The 21,828-nt window shown below is 54.5% G+C and carries 17 protein-coding genes; all 17 read right to left on the bottom strand.

Annotated features, from left to right (window positions below):
* Positions 1-48 precede the first annotated feature (48 nt).
* On the bottom strand, positions 49-1,203 hold the full coding sequence (locus NYE26_RS14095; protein ID WP_339256652.1) for an amidohydrolase family protein: 1,155 nt from the start codon (positions 1,201-1,203) through the stop codon (positions 49-51).
* The gene (locus NYE26_RS14090) at positions 1,200-2,264 is read right to left on the bottom strand and encodes an aminotransferase class V-fold PLP-dependent enzyme (RefSeq protein WP_339256650.1); all 1,065 of its coding nucleotides are present in this window, start codon (positions 2,262-2,264) and stop codon (positions 1,200-1,202) included. Before NYE26_RS14090 ends, NYE26_RS14095 begins: the two co-directional genes overlap by 4 nt.
* Positions 2,265-2,289: 25 nt before the next feature.
* Positions 2,290-3,042: an ATP-binding cassette domain-containing protein gene (locus tag NYE26_RS14085; protein ID WP_339256648.1), complete on the bottom strand. Its 753-nt coding sequence runs from the start codon at positions 3,040-3,042 to the stop codon at positions 2,290-2,292.
* Positions 3,033-3,797, bottom strand: coding sequence for an ABC transporter ATP-binding protein (locus NYE26_RS14080; RefSeq protein ID WP_339256646.1), 765 nt, complete (start codon positions 3,795-3,797; stop codon positions 3,033-3,035). The genes NYE26_RS14085 and NYE26_RS14080 overlap by 10 nt, the downstream gene beginning before the upstream one ends.
* Positions 3,794-4,663, bottom strand: a complete 870-nt coding sequence (locus tag NYE26_RS14075) for an ABC transporter permease (protein WP_155991610.1) — start codon at positions 4,661-4,663, stop codon at positions 3,794-3,796. Before NYE26_RS14075 ends, NYE26_RS14080 begins: the two co-directional genes overlap by 4 nt.
* Positions 4,660-5,649 (bottom strand): ABC transporter permease, encoded by a 990-nt coding sequence (locus NYE26_RS14070; protein WP_076075640.1) that lies wholly within the window; start codon positions 5,647-5,649, stop codon positions 4,660-4,662. The genes NYE26_RS14075 and NYE26_RS14070 overlap by 4 nt, the downstream gene beginning before the upstream one ends.
* On the bottom strand, positions 5,646-7,244 hold the full coding sequence (locus tag NYE26_RS14065; protein ID WP_339256641.1) for an ABC transporter substrate-binding protein: 1,599 nt from the start codon (positions 7,242-7,244) through the stop codon (positions 5,646-5,648). The genes NYE26_RS14070 and NYE26_RS14065 overlap by 4 nt, the downstream gene beginning before the upstream one ends.
* 161 nt (positions 7,245-7,405) lie before the next feature.
* On the bottom strand, positions 7,406-8,533 hold the full coding sequence (locus tag NYE26_RS14060; RefSeq protein ID WP_339256639.1) for an FAD-dependent oxidoreductase: 1,128 nt from the start codon (positions 8,531-8,533) through the stop codon (positions 7,406-7,408).
* A gap of 36 nt (positions 8,534-8,569) precedes the next feature.
* Positions 8,570-9,295, bottom strand: coding sequence for an alpha/beta hydrolase (locus tag NYE26_RS14055; protein WP_339256637.1), 726 nt, complete (start codon positions 9,293-9,295; stop codon positions 8,570-8,572).
* A gap of 465 nt (positions 9,296-9,760) precedes the next feature.
* Positions 9,761-10,633, bottom strand: coding sequence for a TatD family hydrolase (locus NYE26_RS14050; RefSeq protein WP_339256635.1), 873 nt, complete (start codon positions 10,631-10,633; stop codon positions 9,761-9,763).
* A gap of 20 nt (positions 10,634-10,653) precedes the next feature.
* Positions 10,654-13,773 carry a GNAT family N-acetyltransferase gene (locus NYE26_RS14045; RefSeq protein WP_339256633.1) on the bottom strand — a complete coding sequence of 1,040 codons (3,120 nt, stop codon included), beginning with the start codon at positions 13,771-13,773 and terminating at the stop codon, positions 10,654-10,656.
* Between the two features lie 125 nt (positions 13,774-13,898).
* A complete protein-coding gene (locus NYE26_RS14040; RefSeq protein ID WP_036728489.1) occupies positions 13,899-14,393 on the bottom strand; it encodes a DedA family protein in 495 nt (164 codons plus the stop codon).
* A 6-nt stretch (positions 14,394-14,399) separates the two neighbouring features.
* Positions 14,400-14,924, bottom strand: a complete 525-nt coding sequence (pssA, locus tag NYE26_RS14035) for a CDP-diacylglycerol--serine O-phosphatidyltransferase (RefSeq protein WP_076075653.1) — start codon at positions 14,922-14,924, stop codon at positions 14,400-14,402.
* 39 nt (positions 14,925-14,963) lie between these two features.
* Complete coding sequence (locus NYE26_RS14030) at positions 14,964-16,718, bottom strand: HAMP domain-containing sensor histidine kinase (RefSeq protein ID WP_339256631.1); 1,755 nt, start codon at positions 16,716-16,718, stop codon at positions 14,964-14,966.
* Positions 16,715-17,395, bottom strand: coding sequence for a response regulator transcription factor (locus NYE26_RS14025; protein ID WP_036728495.1), 681 nt, complete (start codon positions 17,393-17,395; stop codon positions 16,715-16,717). The genes NYE26_RS14030 and NYE26_RS14025 overlap by 4 nt, the downstream gene beginning before the upstream one ends.
* 832 nt (positions 17,396-18,227) lie before the next feature.
* Positions 18,228-20,069 carry an ABC transporter ATP-binding protein gene (locus NYE26_RS14020; RefSeq protein WP_339256629.1) on the bottom strand — a complete coding sequence of 614 codons (1,842 nt, stop codon included), beginning with the start codon at positions 20,067-20,069 and terminating at the stop codon, positions 18,228-18,230.
* Positions 20,053-21,798 carry an ABC transporter ATP-binding protein gene (locus NYE26_RS14015; protein WP_339256627.1) on the bottom strand — a complete coding sequence of 582 codons (1,746 nt, stop codon included), beginning with the start codon at positions 21,796-21,798 and terminating at the stop codon, positions 20,053-20,055. The genes NYE26_RS14020 and NYE26_RS14015 overlap by 17 nt, the downstream gene beginning before the upstream one ends.
* Positions 21,799-21,828: the final 30 nt, after the last annotated feature.

Raw genomic sequence — 21,828 nt, 5'->3', positions numbered from 1 at the left:
GCAAAAAGGCTGTCCTTCATCAGAAAGGACAGCCTCTTTGCACAACCGTTATAGCAAATCCTCTTCCTGCGCTCCAGTAATGACCGTAACAATGCTTGTGCGCAGTTGATCCGCATTCTTGGCCTGATAAGGATCGGCGGCGTAGATGACGGCATCGGCAATATAGCCTTCCGCAATCCGGCCCAGCTCATGGCCGCTTCCAAGTATCGCCGCTGCGTCTTCTGTAGCTGACCGCCAGACCTCCACCCGGCTCAGGCCGTAGTCCAGCAGCGTGTCGAATTCCTGCAGGTTGTATCCATGCAGCGCAGGCGTAGCGTAATCGGTGCCGAAGCCAAGCCGCACCCCTGCCTCCCTGGCATATCCAAGCGCGATGGCATGAGCATCGGCGGCCCGGGCGGCACGTTCACAGATGAGCGGACTTAGCGCCAGCACTCCCTTCGGATCGGCGGCGATCCGGTAGATTGAAGTGGTCGGCACGTAAGCCACGCCGGATTCGGCAAGTCTCCCGGCCTGATCCCAGGTCATGAACATCCCGTGCTCAATAGATTCCACACCGGCCTGAATGGACCAGTCAATCGTCACCCCGCCCCAGGTATGCACCAATACCTTCTTCCCGTTCGCATGGGCATGACGGACGATGAAGGCGAATTCCTCCTCGGAGAAGTTCGGCTCCGTAACCTTCTCGGTAGGTGCGCCAAGACCGCCGGTTGCCATGATTTTGACCCAGCCTGCCCCGGTCGCGTAGATCTCCGTCAGGCGGTTCTCCAGATGCTTAATCCCCTTGGCATCGGAAGCTCCCAGCATTTCACTGCTGGTCTCTACCCGCAGCGGCTGCTGGTAATACTTCACGAGATGCCGGATCGTGGCAGGCAGAATACCGCCGGCGTCGCGGGCTGTAGTTACTCCCGTCCGCAAGGTAGCGGCGAAGGCCTCCGCCTGCATGACCTCAATCTCGCGGGGGTCCCGGCGGAGCTGGTCGTCATGGTCGAAGTCGGTCCAGGCCAGATGGGTGTGCAGATCCAGAATGCCCGGACTGATCCATAGCTGCTGCTGCCTGGAGCCTTCCGCCTGTCCCGGCTGCAAACCCGCTTCTGCCACTGAGGTGAACCGCCCGTTCGTAATCTCGATATCGAAGCGTTTCCCTTGGATACCTGCAATATGGATTCCAGTGTATGCCTGAAATTGCGGCTGCTTAAGGATCATTCCGCTTCCCTCCAGATCTGGCGGACGGCCTGCACTGCCGGTTCAGCATCCAGCTTCAGCAGTCTGGCCAGCGTCTGCACCGCTGCTTCGACACTCTCCCGGCTGGCATTCGTTCCGAAATGATTGATCCGCAGCAATTGACCGAATAATTCCCCGTCCCCGGGAGCTACGATACCGACAGGCTGCTTGATCAGCAGAAGCGGCTGCTCGTCAATCCGAACAGTCGTAGTCAGCGTGGAATAATGACTGCTGTCCTTCTGCCAAGGCGCAAGCCCAAGCTCCGCGACCCCTGCGACAGCAGAGGCCGCCGCACGTTCATGCCGCTGGATAACCTGGGGCAGTCCCTCTTCGGCAACAGCCTCCAGGGCTTCGATTAGAGCTCTGGCTTCCAGGACCGGGATATTCGGCGGGACGCGGAGCGGCGCTGCTCCGTCCGGGGACGGCTGCAGATCCAGCAAGGACAGAATGGAATTGCGCGGAGCCCGTTCGTTCGACTCCAGGAAGGCCCAGCCGCGGGGAGAAATACTGACCGCGCTGATTCCGTTAGGACCGGCGAGCGCTTTTTGCGCACCCATTACAGCGAAATCCACCGCCCACTCATCCACAGACAGCGCCTCTCCCCCGACAGCCGACACGGAATCCGTTACCGTAATCAGGTCATGCCTGCGGGCCAGCTTGAAGATCTCCTCCGCAGGGTTCGAGCCGCCTGTAACCACCTCTGCCTGTACCAAAGAAATCGCAACCGGCTGATGCAGCTCAATCGCTGCGGCCACTTCCTCTACTGTAACCACCTGGTCGAAGGGAACCTTCACTTCCTTAACGGTAGCCCCGCCGCGCGTAAGCCATTCCCCGAACAAGCTGCCGTAAGGTCCGGTCACTACGTTCAGAATCGTACGTCCCGGCGCAGCAATTCCTGCTGCTACCGCCTCAATGCCTAGAATCGCCTCCCCCGGAATGATTACCGGAGGATGCTGTGTCCCTAATAGCCGGGATAGCTGTTGTGTTAATGTGTCCAGTTCAGATAGCGTGAGTGGTACGAATCCTGTAATTTGACGGTTCATATAATCCTCCTGATGGTATGAATGTTCAATATTGCGGCATCTTGGGCACCGCAGACAATAGCTCCCGGCTGTATTCATGCTGGGGCCGGACGAAGAATTCATCCTTCGAATTCACCTCGACCAGCTGCCCCTGACGCATCACAGCGACGGTATCGCTGACGGCATGAATGACTCCCAGATCATGGGAGATGAACAGCATCGTCAGATTAAGCTCGGCTTGCAGCGTATGGAATAGCTCCAGCACGCTGCGCTGCACTGAGACATCCAGTGCGCTGGTAGGCTCATCGGCGATCAGCAGACTAGGCTCCACGCTAAGCGCGCGGGCAATGGCAATCCGCTGGCGCTGGCCGCCGGAGAATTCATGCGGATATCTGTCCAGAGATTTGGCATCCAGCTGCACCCGGCTAAGCAGCTCCTTACTTCTGCGTTCAACCTGCGAACGCTCTACAATCCGGTGGAATAGCAAGGCTTCAGCCAGAATCTGCCGGACAGTATGCCTGGGATTCAGCGAAGAATCCGGGTTCTGAAAAATCATCTGAATCTGCTTATGCTGCGCCTTGCTCCGCTTCTTGCCTAACGGCTCCGCACCCAGCAGAAGCTGTCCTGCATCCGGGGTAATGAGTCCGGCAATGACCCGGGCCAGCGTAGACTTCCCGGAGCCGGACTCACCGACAAGCCCCAGCGTGGTATGCCGCGCAAGCTCCAGCCGGATCTGATCGAGGGCGGTGAACCCGCCATAACGGACGGTTACATCCTGCACCTGTAGTGCTACTTCCATGAGATCCCGCCTCCTTCCAGCTCCGGCAGAGGTAGCACCGAATCCATTAACATCTGTGTATAGCCCTCAGCCGGATGGCGCAGCAGGCTATGCGTCTCGCCTTGCTCAATGATCCGGCCCTGCTTCATCACAACCAGTCTGGAGCAGAGGTTGGCGGCAATCGCCAGATTGTGGGTCACAAAGACCATAGCGAAGCCCAGCTCCTGCTGCAGACTCGTAATCGTATCTATAATCTGGCGCTGAACCGTCACATCCAGCGCGGTGGTCGGCTCATCACAGAGCAGAATGCCCGGCTTGCAGGCCAGCGCCAGAGCAATGACGACACGCTGGCACTGGCCGCCGGAGAGCTGCCCCGGGTAGCGGTCTGTTGTCTTCAGCGAAGCTGGCAGACCGAGCCGTTCAAGCAGCTCCAGGGCGATGCGCCGCGCAGCCTTCAGACTGGTTCTCTGTCTGTAATATACAACCTCGGTCAGCTGCTTCACTACCGGGCAGAGCGGATCCAGCGCCCCTCTGGGGTCCTGGAACACCATGGCACTGCTTACCTTGCTGCGGACCTCTCCCCCGGTCTGCTCCACACCGCGCGGAAGCAAGCCGAGAATCGCCCGCAGCGTCAGCGATTTGCCTGAGCCGGATTCGCCGACTAGTCCCAGGCTTTCGCCGCGTTCAAGGGAGAAGCTGACGCTGTTGACCAGGATTTCTGTGGAAGAGGCTGCGAGTGTCAATTCTTCGAGTTCAAGTACAGGTTGTGTTGTCATCCTTTTCTCCTCCAGATATCGGCCAGTCCGTCTCCCAGGAGAGACAACGCAATTCCCGTATACACGACTGCGAAGCCGGGAACCGCCGACAGCCACCAGGCTGTGGTAATGAAGGGCTGTCCGTCTGCGATCATCGTTCCCCAATCCGGCGTAGGCGGGGCAATCCCTATTCCCAGATAACCTAGCGTAACAATGGCTACCAGGAGTCCTATCATATCCGTCATCAGCACGACAACGGCTTGCGGCAGTACATTCGGCAGAAGATGGCGCAGAAGGATGCGGTGTCCGGGCAGACCTAGCGTCTGCGCCGAGGCGATCCATTCCTGCTTCCGGAAGGATGCGCTGAGTCCTCTGACCACACGGGCGAATACAATCCAGCCTACGAGAATGAAGGTAATATAGATTCCGCGCTCCCCTGCCCCGCTGGCGAAGGCCACGATAATGACGATCAGATAGAACGGGAAGGCAATAAAAGTGTCCGTGATCAGCGCTATAATTCTATCGGTCCATTTGCCATAGTACCCCGAAATCATGCCCAGCATGACGCCCGTGCAGAACGGAATAATCTCAGCCAGCACCATGATCGTCAGATCCGTCCGGGCGGCATAGATCAATCTGGTGAACAAATCACGGCCAAGCTGGTCGGTACCGAGCCAGTGGGCTGCGGAAGGCGGCTGCAGGAAGGCGCTCAGATTCTGCTCCGTGGGGTTGTACGGACTTAAATAAGGAATGAATATGGCGAGCAGTATAAGTATAGTGAACATAATGATTCCGATCAGCAGTGACGGGGTGTTCAGTACTCTTCGGAGTCCGCTTGCGGGCTTCCCGAGGTCCGGCAGGGTTGTATCTATCTGTGTAGTATTCATGATTTCCCCTTCGTTCTGGGATCAAGCCACCCGGAGATCATTTCGATTAGCAGACTGATAATTACAACAGCCAGTGCACAATAGAGCGCAATCCCCTGAATCACCGGAAAATCTCTATTCGAGATGGAGGTGAACAGCAGGCTGCCAATGCCCTTGATCCCGAAGACCTGCTCCACAACGAGCGTTCCCCCGATCAGGTAGGACACATTGACTCCCAGCAGCATCAGGGTCGGCAATGCCGAATTGCGCAGCACATGCTTGAACAGGATGACTCTGGACGGGATTCCAGCTGCACGGAGAGTGACCACGAATTCGGATTCCAGCACCTCCAGCATTTGCGCACGCAGCGAGCGGACCAGCGTAGGAATCTGTGAAAAAGCAATCGTGACCGCCGGAAGCACCAGACTATGGAGCGTACCCGACCATCCCTCGCCGATTCCCCCTACGGGGAACCAGCCCAGCCGCACACTAAAGAATAGAATGAACAGAATCCCAACCCAGAAGACCGGCATCCCAAGGGTGACCGCTGGAATAATGCGGATCAGATGATCGAGCAGCTTGTCCTTCTGGGTGGCAGCAACCGTTGCCAGCAGAAGGGCTACAATTATCGCAAGCACCGAAGCAATTACAATCAGCAGTAGTGTGACCGGAGCACGCTCTGCAATCAGCTCTCTCGACGAGGTGCCGGCAATAATAGAGTTTCCGGTATCTCCCTGAGTGAACAGCAGCTTCACGAACCGGGTGAACTGATCCCATAAGGAGAGATCCAGTCCCAGTGTGTGGTGCATATTCTTAAGCGCTTCAGGTGTGCTGTATTCACCGAGAATCATTTTGGCGGGGTCGCCGGGTACAATTCGAATCAGGAAAAAGACCGCCGTCATTACGCAGAGGATAACAAGTAAGGCTCTTACAAGGGCTAAGGCCAGCCACTTGTAAGAACCGTTGTTTCCAGCTGCACCGCTTAGGGTCAGCTTGGATTTCATCATTTAGCTAGTCGGACATCTTCCAGACGGATGCTGCCGTTAGGCAGAACCACAAGTCCGTCTACAGAAGACCGCGCGCCGATCAGGATATCCGGATAGTACAGCGGAATGTAAGGAACTTCATCGGCAAGCGTCTGTAAAAGCTCGGTGTAGATCGTAGCCCGTCCTTCACCATCAGCTGTCTTCTGGCCTTCATACAGCAGCTTGGTTACCTTCTCATTCGTGTAATGCGTCCAGTACGATTTGCTGAAGCCTTCCGGGTCGGTCTGGAACGCCAAGATCGAGTTCGCTTCCGGGGAATCCGCCTGACCGCTGTTCAGCATCGCCGCGAAATCATAAGCGAAAAAGCGTTCGCGGAAGGTAGCCAGCTCCACCGATTCAATCTCAATCTTGATCCCGATCGCCTGGCCGGCGGCCTGGATAATCTGGGCTTCCTGAGCCCGGGTGCTGTTGCCGGAAGCAACCAGCAGCTTGGTGGAGAATCCGTCAGGGAAGGCCGATTTGGCCAGCTCTGCCTTGGCAGCCGCCGGATCGAAGCTCAGTGCCTTGATCTTATCATTGGCATTGTAAGGAATCGTAGTTGGCAGCAGCGAAGTCGCAGTCTGTGCATAGCCGAAGGTCAAGGCCTTGGTCAGTCCGTCACGGTCAAGCGCCAGTGCCAGTGCCCGGCGGACATGCACATCGGAGAAGTGCTTATCCAGTGTATTGAAGAAGAGCTGTTCTGTCACCCAGCTGCCGTTCGTTACTACTGTGGTGTCTGCACCGTCCTTGATCTCGCCCGCATTCTGTAGTGACAGGGCTTCAACTGCATTCACTGCCCCGGCTTTAAGCTGGTTAATGGCCTGACTGTCGTCCTGGATCAGCTTATAGACGAGCTTGTCGATATAAGGCTTACCTTCCTTCCAGTAGTTAGTATTCTTGGTGAAGGTCACATCACCTGCCGGGTCCCATGTCTCGATCACGAATGGCCCGGTCCCTACCGGCTTCTTGAAGAATTCCTCTTCGCTCACTCCGCCGAAGTTATTCGGGATGATCCCGTTCGAGAAGTTCGACAACTCCGAGATGAATGGGGTGTAGGGTTCTTTTAGCGTGATTACGAGTGTCTTCTCATCCTGTGCCTTCACCGTATCTACCTTGGCCGAGATGGCCAGGGGACCGCCAACCTTCAGATGCCGCTGGAGGGAGAATACCGCATCCTCTGCGGTTACCGGCGTACCGTTCGAGAACTTCAGGCCGTCACGGAGTACGAACGTATAAGTTAAGCCGTCTTCGCTGATCGTATGCGAGGCTGCGAGCTGATCCGTAATTTCACCCTTGCTGTCAAAAGCAACCAGTGACTCAAACACTTTATCAATCGCGAATGCGTTATTCGATGTAATCTGGTTATGCAGATCAAACGACGTTACGGAAGCCGGGCGGCCATACACGAAGGTGCCTCCAGTTGCAGGCTCTGTTGTGCTTGCACTTTCTGTTGCCGCTGGAGCCGTACTGGCCTTAGCCCCATTATTGGAATCCGCAGGATTGGCAGACCCGGAGCAGCCGGCAAGCAGCGATACGAACAATACCGCAAGTGTGCCCAGCCCTGCTGTTTTTCTCATAGAAGCTTTTAAATTAATCACGTGTGATCCACCCTTCCTATAAATCATATATGTTTAGTATGGATTGTATTATGGATCAGACCTTCACTTCTGTCAAACAAAAATTCATCCGGCAAGCCGAATTGAATCATAATGTTCCAATGAAGGAAATGTATTCGTAATCATCCGCCCGTTATGGCTCTTTGAAGGCTATAATCGTCCAGCTCCAGATCAGGCTCTCTGCCGAGTGCCAGCTTCGCCAGCTGATAACCGATATACGGCCCCATCGTAAGTCCTGAAGCTCCCAGACCATTGGCCGCAAGGACTCCGCTCCACCCGGGGACCGCCCCTATGACCGGCAGAAATCCCGGAGTGAACGGACGGAAGCCGACCCTCACTTCACTATAAGTACCGTCCGCCAGTCCAGGCGCTACTTCCAGTCCTTTAGTCAGAATCTCCTGCATCCCGCCGGCGGTCACTCTGGTATTATATCCTTCTACGTCATTCTCATGAGTAGCTCCGATAACAATCTGTTGCCGGGCAAAAGCGAGCAGATATTGATCGCTTGGCGGGATCACCACCGGCCAGACTTCCGTATCTTGTTGGTCAGATACCTGCAAATGCATGATCTGCCCCTTCTGGTAGCTCACCTTAAAGTCAATGCCCAGCGGCCGGAGCAGCGGGTTCGCCCATGCGCCTGCACAGATAATAACTTCATCCGCCGGATAATAGTATCCTCCTGCGTTGACTCCGGTGACCCGGCCCGGTTCAAAAGCAAGCGCAGCGTCACCGCTAATCATGACCGCCCCCTGCTGCTGCGCAGAATGAAGCAGAGCGTCCCGCAAAGCGCGGCCATCCACTCGGGCAGCTCCACTGATATAAACCGAAGCATATCCTTCCGCCAGCAGCGGGAAGCGTTCACGGGTCTGCCCTGTGCTAAGCCGCGTGATGACTCCGATCTCCGGGGCATCTGCCAGCCGCATCCGTGCCCGCTCTTCTATTCTGTCGAGCTTGCTCTCATCCGTATGTATACTAAGCGCTCCAACCCTGGCATAACCGGTATGCGCTTCGCCGCCTTCCTTAAGCTGGCTAATCAGCTCAGGATAGAACCGCGCCCCCGCCTTCGCCAGCCGGTACCAGGCCTGATTGCGCCGCTGCGACAGCCAGGGACAGATGATGCCTGCCGCTGCATCCGTAGCTTGTCCAGGGTCTTGACGGTCTATAATCAGCACCTCTGCGCCCATCACTGCTAACTGGTAAGCTGCCGAGGCTCCGAGAATCCCTGCTCCGATCACGATGACTTTCTTCATCTGTAACTCCTTTCTGGATGTGTACATCCCCTTGTGTTAGTGGATAGGGTTCTGTGCAAGGAATTCAAGAATCGTATCGTTCACCAGAATGGGCTGTTCCCTTACCATATGCGGGCGGTGCCCTGCTCCCTGAACGATCAGCGTCCTTGCATCCGTAAGCAGGGAAGCGAGCTTCACCGTTCTATCCTCTCCCGCGAACGGGTCATGTTCCCCTGAAATTAGCAGTGCCGGGCAGGTTATACTGCCCAGTTGCTCCTCCGTGAGATCCGGGTATCTGATCCAGTCCTGCACCGTTTGCCGCAGATAGTATTGCCAATTCCCCTGATGGGCCTCCTGATGCCTCTCGATCATCTGATTAATGAAGGCTTGCTGCTGATTCGCCAGCAGCTGTTCAGGCTCGTATTCTCCGGCTCCAGCCGGTTCACAGAATCCGCTGGTTCCAATCGTAGTAAGCGTAGCAATCCGTCCCGGATGATTCACCGCCAGGTACAGCCCTACGCCCGCGCCCATACTGTATCCAATAAGATGTGCCCGTTCAATGTTCATCCTATCCATGAATCCAGCGACATCCTCAGCTATTCGTGGAGTAGACCAGTCCAGATCCCGGCAGCGGGTCCTGCCATGCCCTCTAAGATCAGGGAAGTAACAACTGTAATGGCTCTGGAAGTCCAGAACCTGGCTGCTGAAGGCCAGCATGCTGCGGGAATAATGACTGTGCAGGAAGATTACCGGTTCCCCGGTGCCCATCTGTTCATAGAACATTTCAAGATCGTGTACCTGTATGTATGGAATAATACCCGCCTCCCTTTGTGAATATGACCATTACCGGACCTTAACGAGCCAGCTTCTCATTCGCACAGCAGTCATTCGGATGCTGTAGGCACTTGAACGATAGTAACTGCATTTTGTACAATAGATTGCTGTAAAAAAGGCTTCGAAATAGCAGCTATTGTATTCCGTACAATTGAATATTGAAAAAAGGCCATTTTTCACCCAAAACACAACATTCCACTGTATGAAATACATTAGAATTTCATTTTGCGGTCAGCTCTGCCTTTTCTATTGTAGGAAATACAATCACTTACAGTGTTAAAGCTGATGCTGTACTACTCTGAGCTTACCACAGGTCGTCCGTCAGAAGTAGTAACCCGCCCCCACTCAACAAGTGGAAACGGAACTAAAAACCCCCGGAATACCCATTCCGGGGGAAGTTTGCAGCCCATCTCATTATAGATTCAGTTCTCTGATCCGCTCCGCAAGCTTAGGGAACACGCGGAGTGCATTGTTATAAAAGACATCCTCATGATAAGCTTCCGGCACCAGGTGCTTCACGAAGGTAATATAAGCGTCCAGCGGGACCAGCGGCCAGTCGGTGCCGAAGACCAGCCGGTCGTATTTCTCGGCGAACACCAGCGCCCGGCGGAAATGATCGGTATAGGTCTGCTCGGTCAGCAGCCGGTCCACCTTGTCCTGATCGCCGACAATCCAGCCGGATAGATCCGTATAGAGGTTAGGGTTCTTCTCCAGCAGGGCTGCGGTGTCCATCACCCAAGGATCGCCCAGGTGGCAGAGCATGAAGGTAATCTCCCGGTGCTTCAGGAAGGTCTCCTCCATGGACAGCGGATGGGAATACTTCAGCAATCCCTGGTCCGCATAAGTCAATCCGCCATGAATGACCACCGGGAGATCGTAAGCGGCAGCCAGCTTATAGACCGGATCATAGATCTCATCCCCCACATTGAAGTGGTAATACCCGGCGTACAGTTTGATGCCAACGACATCGGTGCGCTGCAGCGATTGCTCCAGTGCTTCAAGCTGCCCCTCCAGATGAAGGGTGAGCGGGTTAATGCCCACGCAGGTGAACAGATTGTCCGGCAGGGTCTCGCTCAGGTCAAGCAGCATAGGATTCAGGGCAGCGGAATCGGGAAAAGCTCCGGCAACCGTCTCGGTCACTCCCATGCCGACCCCGGCAATGACACCGCTGCGGCGGAACTCCTCCAGGAGTCCCTTGCCGGTATAGTCGATATGCGCCAAGGTCTGCGCCGTTTCGTGGAAAGCTGCAATATTGGAATAATGCACATGTGCGTCAATGATTTTCATAGAAGCTTCCTTTCTCTGACTCACTTCTTGAACCGGATCGACAGCAGATCGCCATAAGCCTGCTCAGGTACCTGGAGATCCGAGATCAGATAGAATTGCGGCTTGCTGAACTGCTCTTTGCCATCCTGCAGATGCAGGTACTCTTCCGCATAAGACGTCAACGCGACGGAATTGACTAACAAGGAAGGTGACGGATGCTTAAATGATGTAACTAATGACAGACGCTGCTGGCGTTCCTTGGAACCCACTTGCAGAATCCCGCTATGGCTGGCATCCTCTGCCTGTCCCCGGCCTGACTTGTAGGTGAGCTCTTGACCTCTGCTGTTCTTAAGATACGCCCTGCCATCCTGTATGCCGGAGGCAGCAGTATAGAAGGTTGAAGTCTCAAGCTTCAATGGGCATAGCGGGCCGCCTGTATTCTGCTCCACATGTACCGTAGAGGCAAGCACCGGAACGCCCGGCAGCAGCATGTAATATTGATGCAGTACGAGTCCTTTGTATTTATCATTCTTCTGAATGGTGACGCTCATCCGTATACCAGACCAGCGGTTCCCCTTGTTATCGGTTAATTCAGCGAAATCAGCCGTTAACGGCTCCTCCATGAAGCTGCGCAAGGCAATGTCGCCCACACTGGTTACGATTCCGCCTACCCATGGATTCCACCAAGACTTTGCAATCGGCTGCGGAAAAGAAGATTCCAGCCATTCCTCGCCCTGATAGGCAAGCGAGAATAACCCCGGTGCAAAGTCAGGGCTGGCCTGTATCCGCAGTATCCCGTTGTCTACAGCCAGTACCTGCGCCCCTTCTGCTACAAGTCTCTCCTGCCGGACACGTTCATCCGCGACAGGCAAGACCAGGAAGGATTGATCCTGCACATAACTGTCCATATCCAGATGCAGGGTCAGCACATCCGGGGCAGCGCCTGCCGGTACTGTCAGCGGCAGAGCCGCTTCTCTGAGCTTCTCTTCCTCTTGAACCGTTAACCGCGCTTCCTCCATGCTGCCTGCTTCGGAAGAGATCCGAATCTCACCCACCAGATAGCTCTTCTTCTGCTCCTGAAGGAGAAGCTTAGCCTCTCCAGCCATGAACGGATTCCCGTTATTCAGGCTCAGCTCCAGCTGCTCTGTAGTGGTCAGTTCCTCAGCATTCCTGTTACCGCTTTGCAGCGCATAAGCACGGAAATCCTGCCAATGGTCCCAGGTTCCCAGAGCGATCCGCAGCGGCTGCGTTTCCTTCCGCCCGCCGGCGGGAATCCGCCCCAGGGAATGCTCCACGGCATGCATCCAAGAGTCCTGAATCAGCTTAAGCTCTGACGGCCAGCTAATCCCTCTGGAGAAGCCTTCATCCGCAGCGAACATCCAGTTCTCCGTGAATTCCTGCGCTTCCCAGTAATCCATGCCGGAGGCTTCTGCCCCTGCGCTCAGATCTATATATTTGCCGCGGTAAGGGATGACGCCTCCATGCAGGTTGAAGCGGAAGCAGTCCTTCAAGACCAGCTCATCCACTTGTTCGGTAGCCTGCGGGTTGTCGATTCTGAAATAACGGGAGACAATCCCGTTGCCGAACAGCTTCACGACCATCGTCAGCAGCAAGCCCTTCCGGATGCCGACCTCATAAGTGGCCTCAAGCACGATAGCCTCTTGATCCCTGGAGATCTTCACATCCAGCGCTGAGAATTTTTTGAATTCATTCGTATAAGGCAGTCCAAGCTTCGGATAAGGCAGGTTCATCAGATATTTACGGTTCTGGAAAAAAGTAAGCCAATGATTCGTTTTGTTCAGAACGGCGGAGTAGCGGCCATTGCTGATGATCCAGTCCTTATCGGTCGGGCCGCCGAAGACCGTCTCTGCTCCGGTGAAGACCAGGCTCAGCTCCTGCTCCAGTATAGCTGAATCCGCTCCTTCTTCTGTACTGCATATGCTCACCGAATGGTGCCAAATTCCGTACCCAAGCAGCCGGGCCGCTGCGGTAACGTTCCTCCGGCTCTTGGCAGGAACCTCAACGGTGTAATGCTTTTGACTGAACGACAGAATCTCGTCCTCCGGCAGCTCGAAGCTGAACACGGTGTCTGTGCTGTACTCATTCTCCACCGTCACATCCAGCTCCACCTCTTCGCCCGCGAAAAGCGTTCTGTCCGGTACCTGGAGCTTCACCTTGACCGGGAACTTGGGCTTAATGCCCAGCTTGAATACGGCAGGCAGGCCGTTAATGAGCAGTTCTGCCTCCACCACAGGATGGGTCTGATAGAGATTCTGCTCCTCCTCCACCGGATGGATGAAGAAGCGTCCTTCGATCCGCGCCTCGGATTCGATATCCTGAGCAGCCTCCAGCTCCAAGCGGATTTGCGCATTGCTTTTACCGCTAATCTGGAGCGACAAGGGCTTCCCGCTTTTATTAACGGCTTCATAAATGACAGGGTATTCAGCTCCAAACGGCAGCTCATGCTGCGCAGGAATCGTTACCTGTATCCGGTAATCCTCCGTCTCAATGAGGCGCAGGCCGCGGCCTGTCCGCTCATATTCCATTTTCAGCGACAGGCCATCCTTCAGCCATTCATATGTAAAATAGTCGAAGCCGTTTTCCCCATGACCATCAGGCTCCACCTTGATCTCACGGATGCTGTCGTTATACCAGTCTATCTTCTCGAAATAAGACTTCACCGCTCCGGTCTGAAGCACTGAGGGAATGAAGTTCATCAGGTGAGTGGTGTCATCCCGGTTCTCCCAGAAGAACCCGCTTTTCTTATACGTAGGCACCGCCTTGACATTACCGGGCCACGTATAGAGATCCAGCCGCGGCCAGCCCAGCTTAATCGTCTCTTCAATCGAACGCCTTACCAGCGCCTTGCCCACCTTGCGTCCATGGTAATCCGGTCTCACATTGAGCAGAGCGATATAGAGCGCCCCGGTATCCTCTTTATAGTGAGAGAAGCTGCAATATCCGATGACCTCTGAGCCGCTTACCGCCAGGAATAACTTGAGCATCGGGCTGTTCTCATGTTCCCGCAGCACGCTTTCCTCTGTCCGGTACGCTCCGTCTCCGCCCCAGCTCTCTGCGCTTCTGTTCCACATATCGGCAATGGAAGCGGCGTGCTTCACCGGCACATATTCTTCAATCTTGATCTCTTGTAATTCGGGCATTACAGTCATACCTCCTCGGATCGCTATAATTCCTAGCTTCATAGCAATAAATACTACTTGCAGTATATAACAGAACGTTAAGCCGCTGTAAGTTCCTGTTTGATTATAAAAGATTATTACTTAACTCAAGCAAAGGTTAGCCTCGAACCGATCAGATAACCGATCGAGACAAACAGGAGTGACCAGATAAAGGCACCAGCCAGGGTGACCATTAAGTATTTTCGGAAGGACATGGCACTGATGCCCGAGATGTAGCTTGTCACATGCCGGATGCCCGGAACAAAATAAGCGATGAATATCGTCCAGTTGCCGAACCGGAAAAACCAGCGTTTGACATAGGCGAATCTTTTGGGCGTCAGGCCTACCCATTTCCCGTACCGGTCCACAACAGGCTGCCCCACTCGGAGACCGATGGTATAGCTGATCAGCATGCCTGTAATCGAACCTATGAAACAGACCAGAACCGAAAGTGAAAAATCCAGCACCATGGTAGAGGATAGATAGCCAACGAACAGCGTCAGCAGCTCATCGGGAACGGGAAGTCCGACAAGCCCCAGCGCCAGCAGCGCGAATATAGCTATATAACCGTATTGTGAGATCATCTCGATGACCCATGGCATGAACAATCACTTCCTGTTACCGAATTTTTTGAACGAAGGGAACGGAACCCTGCTTATCATCAGTATGGACAACAGTCCCATAATTAAAATGACCATTTCCGGCTTCAGCCGCTCACCTATAAGTGTGGTCATCGACAGAAGCAATCCGGCTGCCGTAATCGGCATGCCCACGAAGCCCTTTGAAGGAGCCGAGATATTGAATCTGGCCAGCCGCAGCGCCCCGCAGATCAGGAATGCGACCGCAGCGACAGGTCCGACCCACTGCACGTTCTCCAGCCGGTATAACAGAATTAGGAAGGCGGGAGCGATGCCAAAAGAAATAATATCCGCCAAAGAGTCCAGTTGTTTGCCGAAATCACTGGTGCAATGCAGCATCCGGGCGAGCAGTCCGTCCATAACATCGCATATCGCAGCCAGCAGTATCATTAATAAAGCAAGATCATAACGTTCTTCAATCGTGAATAGCAGGGAAATTGATCCGAAGCCCAGGTTTCCCAGTGTGCACATTGAAGGCAGCCAGCTCCATTTCATGCTGTTCACTCCTTTCCTGACAAGTTAGTAATGGGCGGCTCAGCCTCCAAAGGTTACACTAAAACAGACGCCGTCCGAGGTGTTCATCACTGCATACCGGCAGCGATGCATATCTAAAATCTGCTTCGCAATGGATAATCCGAGTCCGGTCCCGCCCGTCAGACGGCTGCGTGAAGCCTCGATCCGGTAGAAGCGCTCCCAGATATGCGCCAGCTGATCCTCGGGGATTCGCTCCCCTTTGTTGTGTATGGTGAACAGCAGCTTCTTGGGTGAGCTCTCCAAGGTGACGGTTATCGTACTGCCCTCTTCCGCATGACGGATTGCGTTGGTCAGCAGATTGCTGAGCACCTGTTCAATCCATGTAGCATCCGCATATACGGGCAATTCATTCGCCGGAATAATGACCACATCCAGCTGCTTATTCTGGAGGGAATGCACCAGTTTATCGGTCACCTTCTCCGTCATTTCGCTCAGCATGAAGGAGCTTTTGCGCAGCTTGATCGTGCCGGACTCCAGCCGGGCCAGGTCCAGCATATCTTTTACCAGGAACTCCATCTTGTCGGCCTCTTCGATAATGACCTTGATGTAATGATCCTGCTTGCCGGCGCTCACCCCATCCTCCAGACCCTCGGCGAAGCCCTTGATAATGCTAAGCGGCGTCTTCAGCTCATGGGAGGCACTGGCAAAAAAGTCCTGCTGCATCTGCTCCAGCTTCTTCTTCTGCTCCATCTCCTCCACCAGCTGCTGATTCGTCTCCCGCAGCTCGCCCAGTGCAGTGTCCAGACTTTGGGACAAGGTGAACATGCTTCTGGACAGATTGCCCAGCTCATCCTTCTGGCGGATGGAGGCATGGCCGGTGAAATCGAGCGCTACCATTCGTTTGGCCGTATTATTGAGCTTGATCAAGGGCCGGGTCACCATCTTGGAATAGAACAGCGAGAGGACCAGAATCAGCACGAACCCGCCAAGCCCTAAGTATAAAAAGAACCAGCGCAGCGCTTCATTGGAATCCTTAACATCCTGCAGCGAGGTCACTGAGAACAACAGCTCAATCTCCCCGCTGGCCTGTTTCACGGGCAGAATCATCACGGAATTGCGGATACCGCTCCAGGGAGCCGTCCACTCTTCCTTGACCATATTCAGCTTGCCCAGGCTCTCCAGCTGCCCCGTATTTAACGGGAACCAGTCCTCGATAGCCTCGAAAAGGATGCCCTGGCGCGGGTTCCATATTTTCAGATCCGGCAGGACCAGCTCGGTAATCGTCCCGGTAATGCTTGTGTTGCCCAGCTCCGCCTCCTCGCCTACCGGCTGGAACCCCTGTTTGATAATCGTGAGCGGGAAAAACTGATTGCCGAGGTCATTCTCCCCAGTGACAAGCTCTCCCTGGATGGTAACCCGGTCATTCTCTTTCAAATGGGCCGACCGGAGCATATCCCCGAACTGATTCATGAACAGGGACATGGGGATCACCTGAGTCTGGCCTTTATCGTCAATCAGCTTCATGCGGAACGGATCTTCCGACTTCATCCGCCCGTCCAGCTTCAGAATGACCATCTGTGTCTTATTGCGCAGCATGAACCGGACCAGCTCGCGGGAAGTGCGGGTTCTGCCCCAGGCTTCTTTGGTGTAGCTTGTCCCGAAGCTCTTAAGATGCTTCTCTACACGGGACTCCTTCTGCGTCTGGTAGAAGCGGTCGAACAGCAGGAACTGGCTGAGGATTACCATCCCGTAGAAACAGACGAAGAAGATTACGGTCATCACGAACAGCTTGAAGGTAATTCCCCATCTTTTCATTCTTCATCCTCGAATCTGTAGCCGGTTCCAATCACTGTTCGGATGTGGCGGGATTCATACCCCAGCTTGCTGCGCAGTTTCTTGATATGGCTGTCCACGACCCGGGAGTCCCCCTCGAATTCAATTCCCCACACCCGGCTGAGGATGGTATCCCGCGAGACCACATGGCCCTTGTTGCGGATCAGCAGCCACAGGAGATCATATTCCTTCGGGGTTAGCTCGACATCGGCGCCTTCCACCTCTAGACGGTGCGCCATGGTGTTGAAGATGGCCGAGCCGAATCTCACTACCCCGGATTCTGGCTGATGTGCGCCTTCAACCCGTTTCATCAACGCGGCAGCCCGGGCCACCAGCACCTTGGGACTGAACGGCTTGGTTACATAATCATCGGCTCCCAGCTCGAAGCCGTGTATTTTGTCATCATCGGCGGATTTGGCGGTCAGCAGAATAATCGGGGTCGCCGATTTCTTGCGGATCTCCCGGCATACCTGAAATCCGTCCATTTTGGGCATCATAATATCCAGAATCAGCAGATCCGGCTCAAGCGAATCGAACCACAGGAGCGCGTCCTGCCCATTATCGGCTTCGCGCACCTCCCAGCCGTCCTGTATGAAGTAATCCGACACCAGCTCACGGATACGCAGCTCGTCTTCGACAAGCAGTAACTTTTTCTTCAATGTACTCCCTGCTTTCAACCCGTTTATACCTCTCAGCATAGTCGAGTGTTATGTCCTTTATGTGTCCTGTTGTGAAATTGGCTGATAATTAAGTGGAAAGTGTGTTCTGAAAAGCATGTTGGAGTTACTCGGGAAGGCCCTTGGTTTCGAGTATGATATACTTCTTAGCACGGATGAACGCTGCGCAAACGGAACGTTGTTACAATCGCTGTTGTGTCCAGATTTTTTTCATTCCCCTTAGCGGTGAAAATCCGGACACAAAGGCGAACGCTTCGCTTTTACGCGGGTCGTTCCGCCCGCTCCGCTGTTTGAGTGTAGGGTGCGAGTGCACTTAAAACATACTGAAAGAGATTAGTGTTCTCATGCAACACAAATCTGAAAAAGAAATAGCCGCACTGAACGCCTCAATGAACGTCCCACTGAACGCCTACTGAACACTTCACTGAATATAAATGTTGTACTTTTTGCAGGAACTCCGTTCGTTTGAGCTCAGATCCTGCACATTGTTGTATTTATTGCAGGAATTCGGTTAGATTCACAGCTGAGGAGCGCAGATTGTTGTAATTAGTGCAGGAATTCCATCAGCGCGGTGCTGGATCATGCGCATTGTTGTATTCTGTGCAGGAATTCCATCTGTGCGGAGCTGGATAAGGTGCATTGTTGCACTTTGTAACCAATAATATGAGCATTGGAAAGTAAGCGATACCGTGAACGGCCACAAATTCAATAGCGGCTGAAGCAAAAAACGAAAAACAGCAATTCTCTTATAAACGGAGGATTGCTGTTTTCCTGTAATTATAACTGATACAATATTCGGCATTCGCCGCCTTAGTTACCCGGCTTCAAAGGCTTGCTTAAACTGGCTGTTATACAGCTCGGCATATATCCCTTGCAGCGCAAGGAGCTGTCTGTGGTTACCTTGCTCGGAGATCTGGCCGCCTTGGATGACCAAAATCCGGTCAGCATCCTGAATGGTGCTGAGCCTATGGGCGATCACGAAGCTGGTACGGCCCTTCATCAGTGTCCGCATGGCCTGCTGGATATGCATCTCTGTCCGGGTATCCACGCTGCTTGTTGCCTCATCCAGAATGAGGATGGCCGGATCGGCCAGGATGGCGCGGGCAATGGTCAACAGCTGGCGCTGGCCGTGGCTCAAGGTGGTCCCGTCCGTGCCCAGAAGCGTGTCGTAGCCCTGCGGCATCCGCGCAATGAAGCCGCTGACGTTAGCTAGATTGGCCGCCTCTTCCACTTCACGGTCCGTGGCCTCCAGACGGCCAAACCGGATATTCTCACGGATGGTTCCAGAGAAGACATGGGCGTCTTGCAGCACCATGCCGAGCTGGCGGCGCAGCCCGTTTTTACCCAGCTCCCGGATATCCCTGCCGTCGATCAACACCTCACCGCCGCTCACTTCATAGAAGCGCGTCAGCAGGTTGACAATGGTCGTCTTCCCCGCTCCGGTCGGCCCGACCAGGGCGATCGTCTCGCCTGGCTGTGCGGTGAAGCTTACACCGTTCAGAATAGGCGCGCCCGGCTTATAGCCGAACACTACATCCCGGAAAACAACTTCCCCGCGAATCCGCTCCAGCTCCTGCGGCTGCTCTCCGCTGTACTCGGATGGCATATCCATCACTTCAAATACGCGCTCCGCTCCGGCGATTGCCGATTGGATCAGGTTATACTGGTTCGCAAGGTCGGAGATGGGGCGGCCGAACTGCTTGGCATAATTCAGCATACTGACGATGACCCCCACGGTAACCAGCTCATGATAAGCCATCCAGCCGCCAATTCCGGCAATCAGCGCGAAGTTCAGATTGTTAATCAGGTTCATTACTGGTCCTACCAGGCCGGATACGATCTGCGCCTTAATGCTAGCTTGGTTAAGCTCCCCGCTTATTCCGCGGAATCTGGTGACCTCCGCCTGTTCTCTGCGGTATTGCTTAATCACCTTCTGGCCGCTGACCGCTTCTTCAATGAAGCCGTTCAGCTCACCCAGATGCTGCTGCTGATCCTTGAAGTAGATCCGGCTTAAGCCGGTAATCCGGCGGCTAGCCAGCACGACCAGCGGAATGGTTACCAGAGCAACTCCAGTCAACGGCACATTCAGCATCAGCATAATGACCAGAGAGCCGCTAAGTGTAATCAGACTGTTCAGCAGCTGGGTTACACTCTGATTCAGGGAGTTGGAGACGTTGTCAATGTCATTGGTTGCACGGCTCATTAGCTCACCGTTAGCGTGGGTATCGAAGAAGCTGACCGGCAGCTCCTGATATTTGGCGAACAGGTCCCGCCGCAGCTCGTACACCGTGCGCTGGGAGACGGAGGTCATCACATAAGCCTGGACCCACGAGACGGCGCTGCCCAGCAGATAAATGCCGCCCAGAAGGAGACAGAACCGGACCAGCAGACTATAATCCTGCGGGAGGATCGCGGTATCAATGGCTTTTCCTAGCAGGTAGGGTCCGATCAGGGCGAGGACAGCATTCAGAATCGTGAATACATAGACCATAATCAGCCCTGTCCGCTGACGGTTCAGATAGGACCAGATGCGGAGGATCGTTGCCTTGCTATTCTTCGGACGTACCTTGGGTGTTACGCCAACACGGCCGGGAGGCCCGCCGCCTAACACTCCAGGTCCGCCGGGAGCCTGCTCCCTTTTACGTTGACTGGACATAAGGCTCCTCCTCTTCCTTAAGCTGGGAATGGCGGATGTCCCGGTAGATCTCGCTGCCTGCCATCAGCTCGGTATGCGTACCCTGTGCGGCGATCCGGCCGTTCTCCAGAATCAGAATCCGGTCGGCATCTATAATGGAAGACACCCGCTGGGCAATCATAACAACAGTAGAGTCCTGAAGCTCCGTCTTCAGCACCAGGCGGATGCTTGCTTCGGTAACCGCATCCAGAGCGCTGGTGCTGTCATCCAGAATCAGAATGGTCGGCTTAATTAACAGCGCGCGTGCAATGGACAGACGCTGCTTTTGTCCGCCTGACAGGTTCACCCCGCGTTGTCCGAGCTGCGTGTCGTAGCCTTGCGGCATAGCTGTAATGAATCCATGTGCTTCTGCGGCCACAGCCGCCTGCTCCACTTCTTCATCTGTTGCTTCCGGCCGTCCGTAACGGATATTATCCCTGATACTGCCGCTGAACAGCAGGGACTGCTGCATTACGAAGCCGATCCGGCTCCGCAGATGCTCCAGGCTAATCTCCCGGATGTCTGTTCCGTCGATCAGAACGGCACCGGACAAGACCTCATAGAATCTTGGAATCAGACTAACCAGGGTAGACTTCCCTGCTCCGGTAGCCCCCAGAATAGCGATCGTCTCCCCGGGGCTGGCTGCAAAGCTGATATCCTCCAGCACAAGATTCTCATCCCCGCGGTTATAGGCGAAGGAGACCTTGCTGAACTCAATCCGTCCGAGCGTAATGGCTGCTTGGTCCGCCGCAGGCGCTTCGGTAATTTCACTTGTGGCGGCGAAAACTTCATTCACACGGTCCCCCGACACCTTAGCCCGTGATACGAAGGCAAGCATCGTGCTCAGCATCATCATCGACATGAGCAATTGAGTAACATAGTTAATGAAGGCAATTAGTTCACCAACGGGCAGCGCCCCGTTCCAGTTCTGTAGGCCCCCGAACCAGAGCACGGCAACAATGCTGGCATTCAGAATCAGCATCATAAGCGGCATATTCAGCGCCATCAGACGGATCGCCCGGATTCCGGTATCCGTATAGCCGGTATTGGCGGTATCGAAGCGCGTCTGCTCATGGTCTCCACGGACGAAGGCTTTGATTACACGAATGCCGGTGAGATTCTCCTGCAGTACATTGCTCACCCCATCCAGCTTCTCCTGCATCCGGGCAAATAACGGAAAAGAAAGCCGGATCAGCACAAACAGCAGGATGAACAGCAGCGGAACCGCAGCCAGCAGGATCAGCGCCAAGGACGGGCTGATCCAGACCGCCATGACCAAACTGCCGATCAGCAGCAGCGGTGACCGCACGAAGCTCCGCAGAATCATCTGCACGAAGGTCTGGAGCTGCACGACATCGTTCGTCAGCCGGGTGATCAGCGAGCCGGTCTTCAGCCGATCCAGATTGCGGTTCGAGAAGGTCTGGATATGCTCAAACAGCTTGATTCGCAGATCATTCCCGAAATTCTGTGAGGCGATACTTGCACATATCGCACAGCCCACACCCCCAGTCATCCCGATGATAGCGATTCCAATCATCATTCCGCCTGTTGAAAGGATATGCGATAAATCATTCTTCATCAGGCCTTTATCCACAATGCTGGCCATAAGTGCAGGCTGCAGCAGGTCCATCACTACTTCAACTACCATTAACAGCGGGGCAAGCACGCTCCAGAGGGCGTACGGCTTCATGAAGCCCCTGAGCTTCCACATTCAGTTCACCTTCATCTCATCAGTTGTTGC

Source organism: Paenibacillus sp. FSL P2-0136 (genome assembly GCF_037975325.1).
Taxonomy (GTDB): domain Bacteria; phylum Bacillota; class Bacilli; order Paenibacillales; family Paenibacillaceae; genus Paenibacillus_AQ; species Paenibacillus_AQ silagei.
Note: the sequence above shows the minus strand (reverse complement) of the source record. Positions and strands in the feature narration are given on the sequence as shown.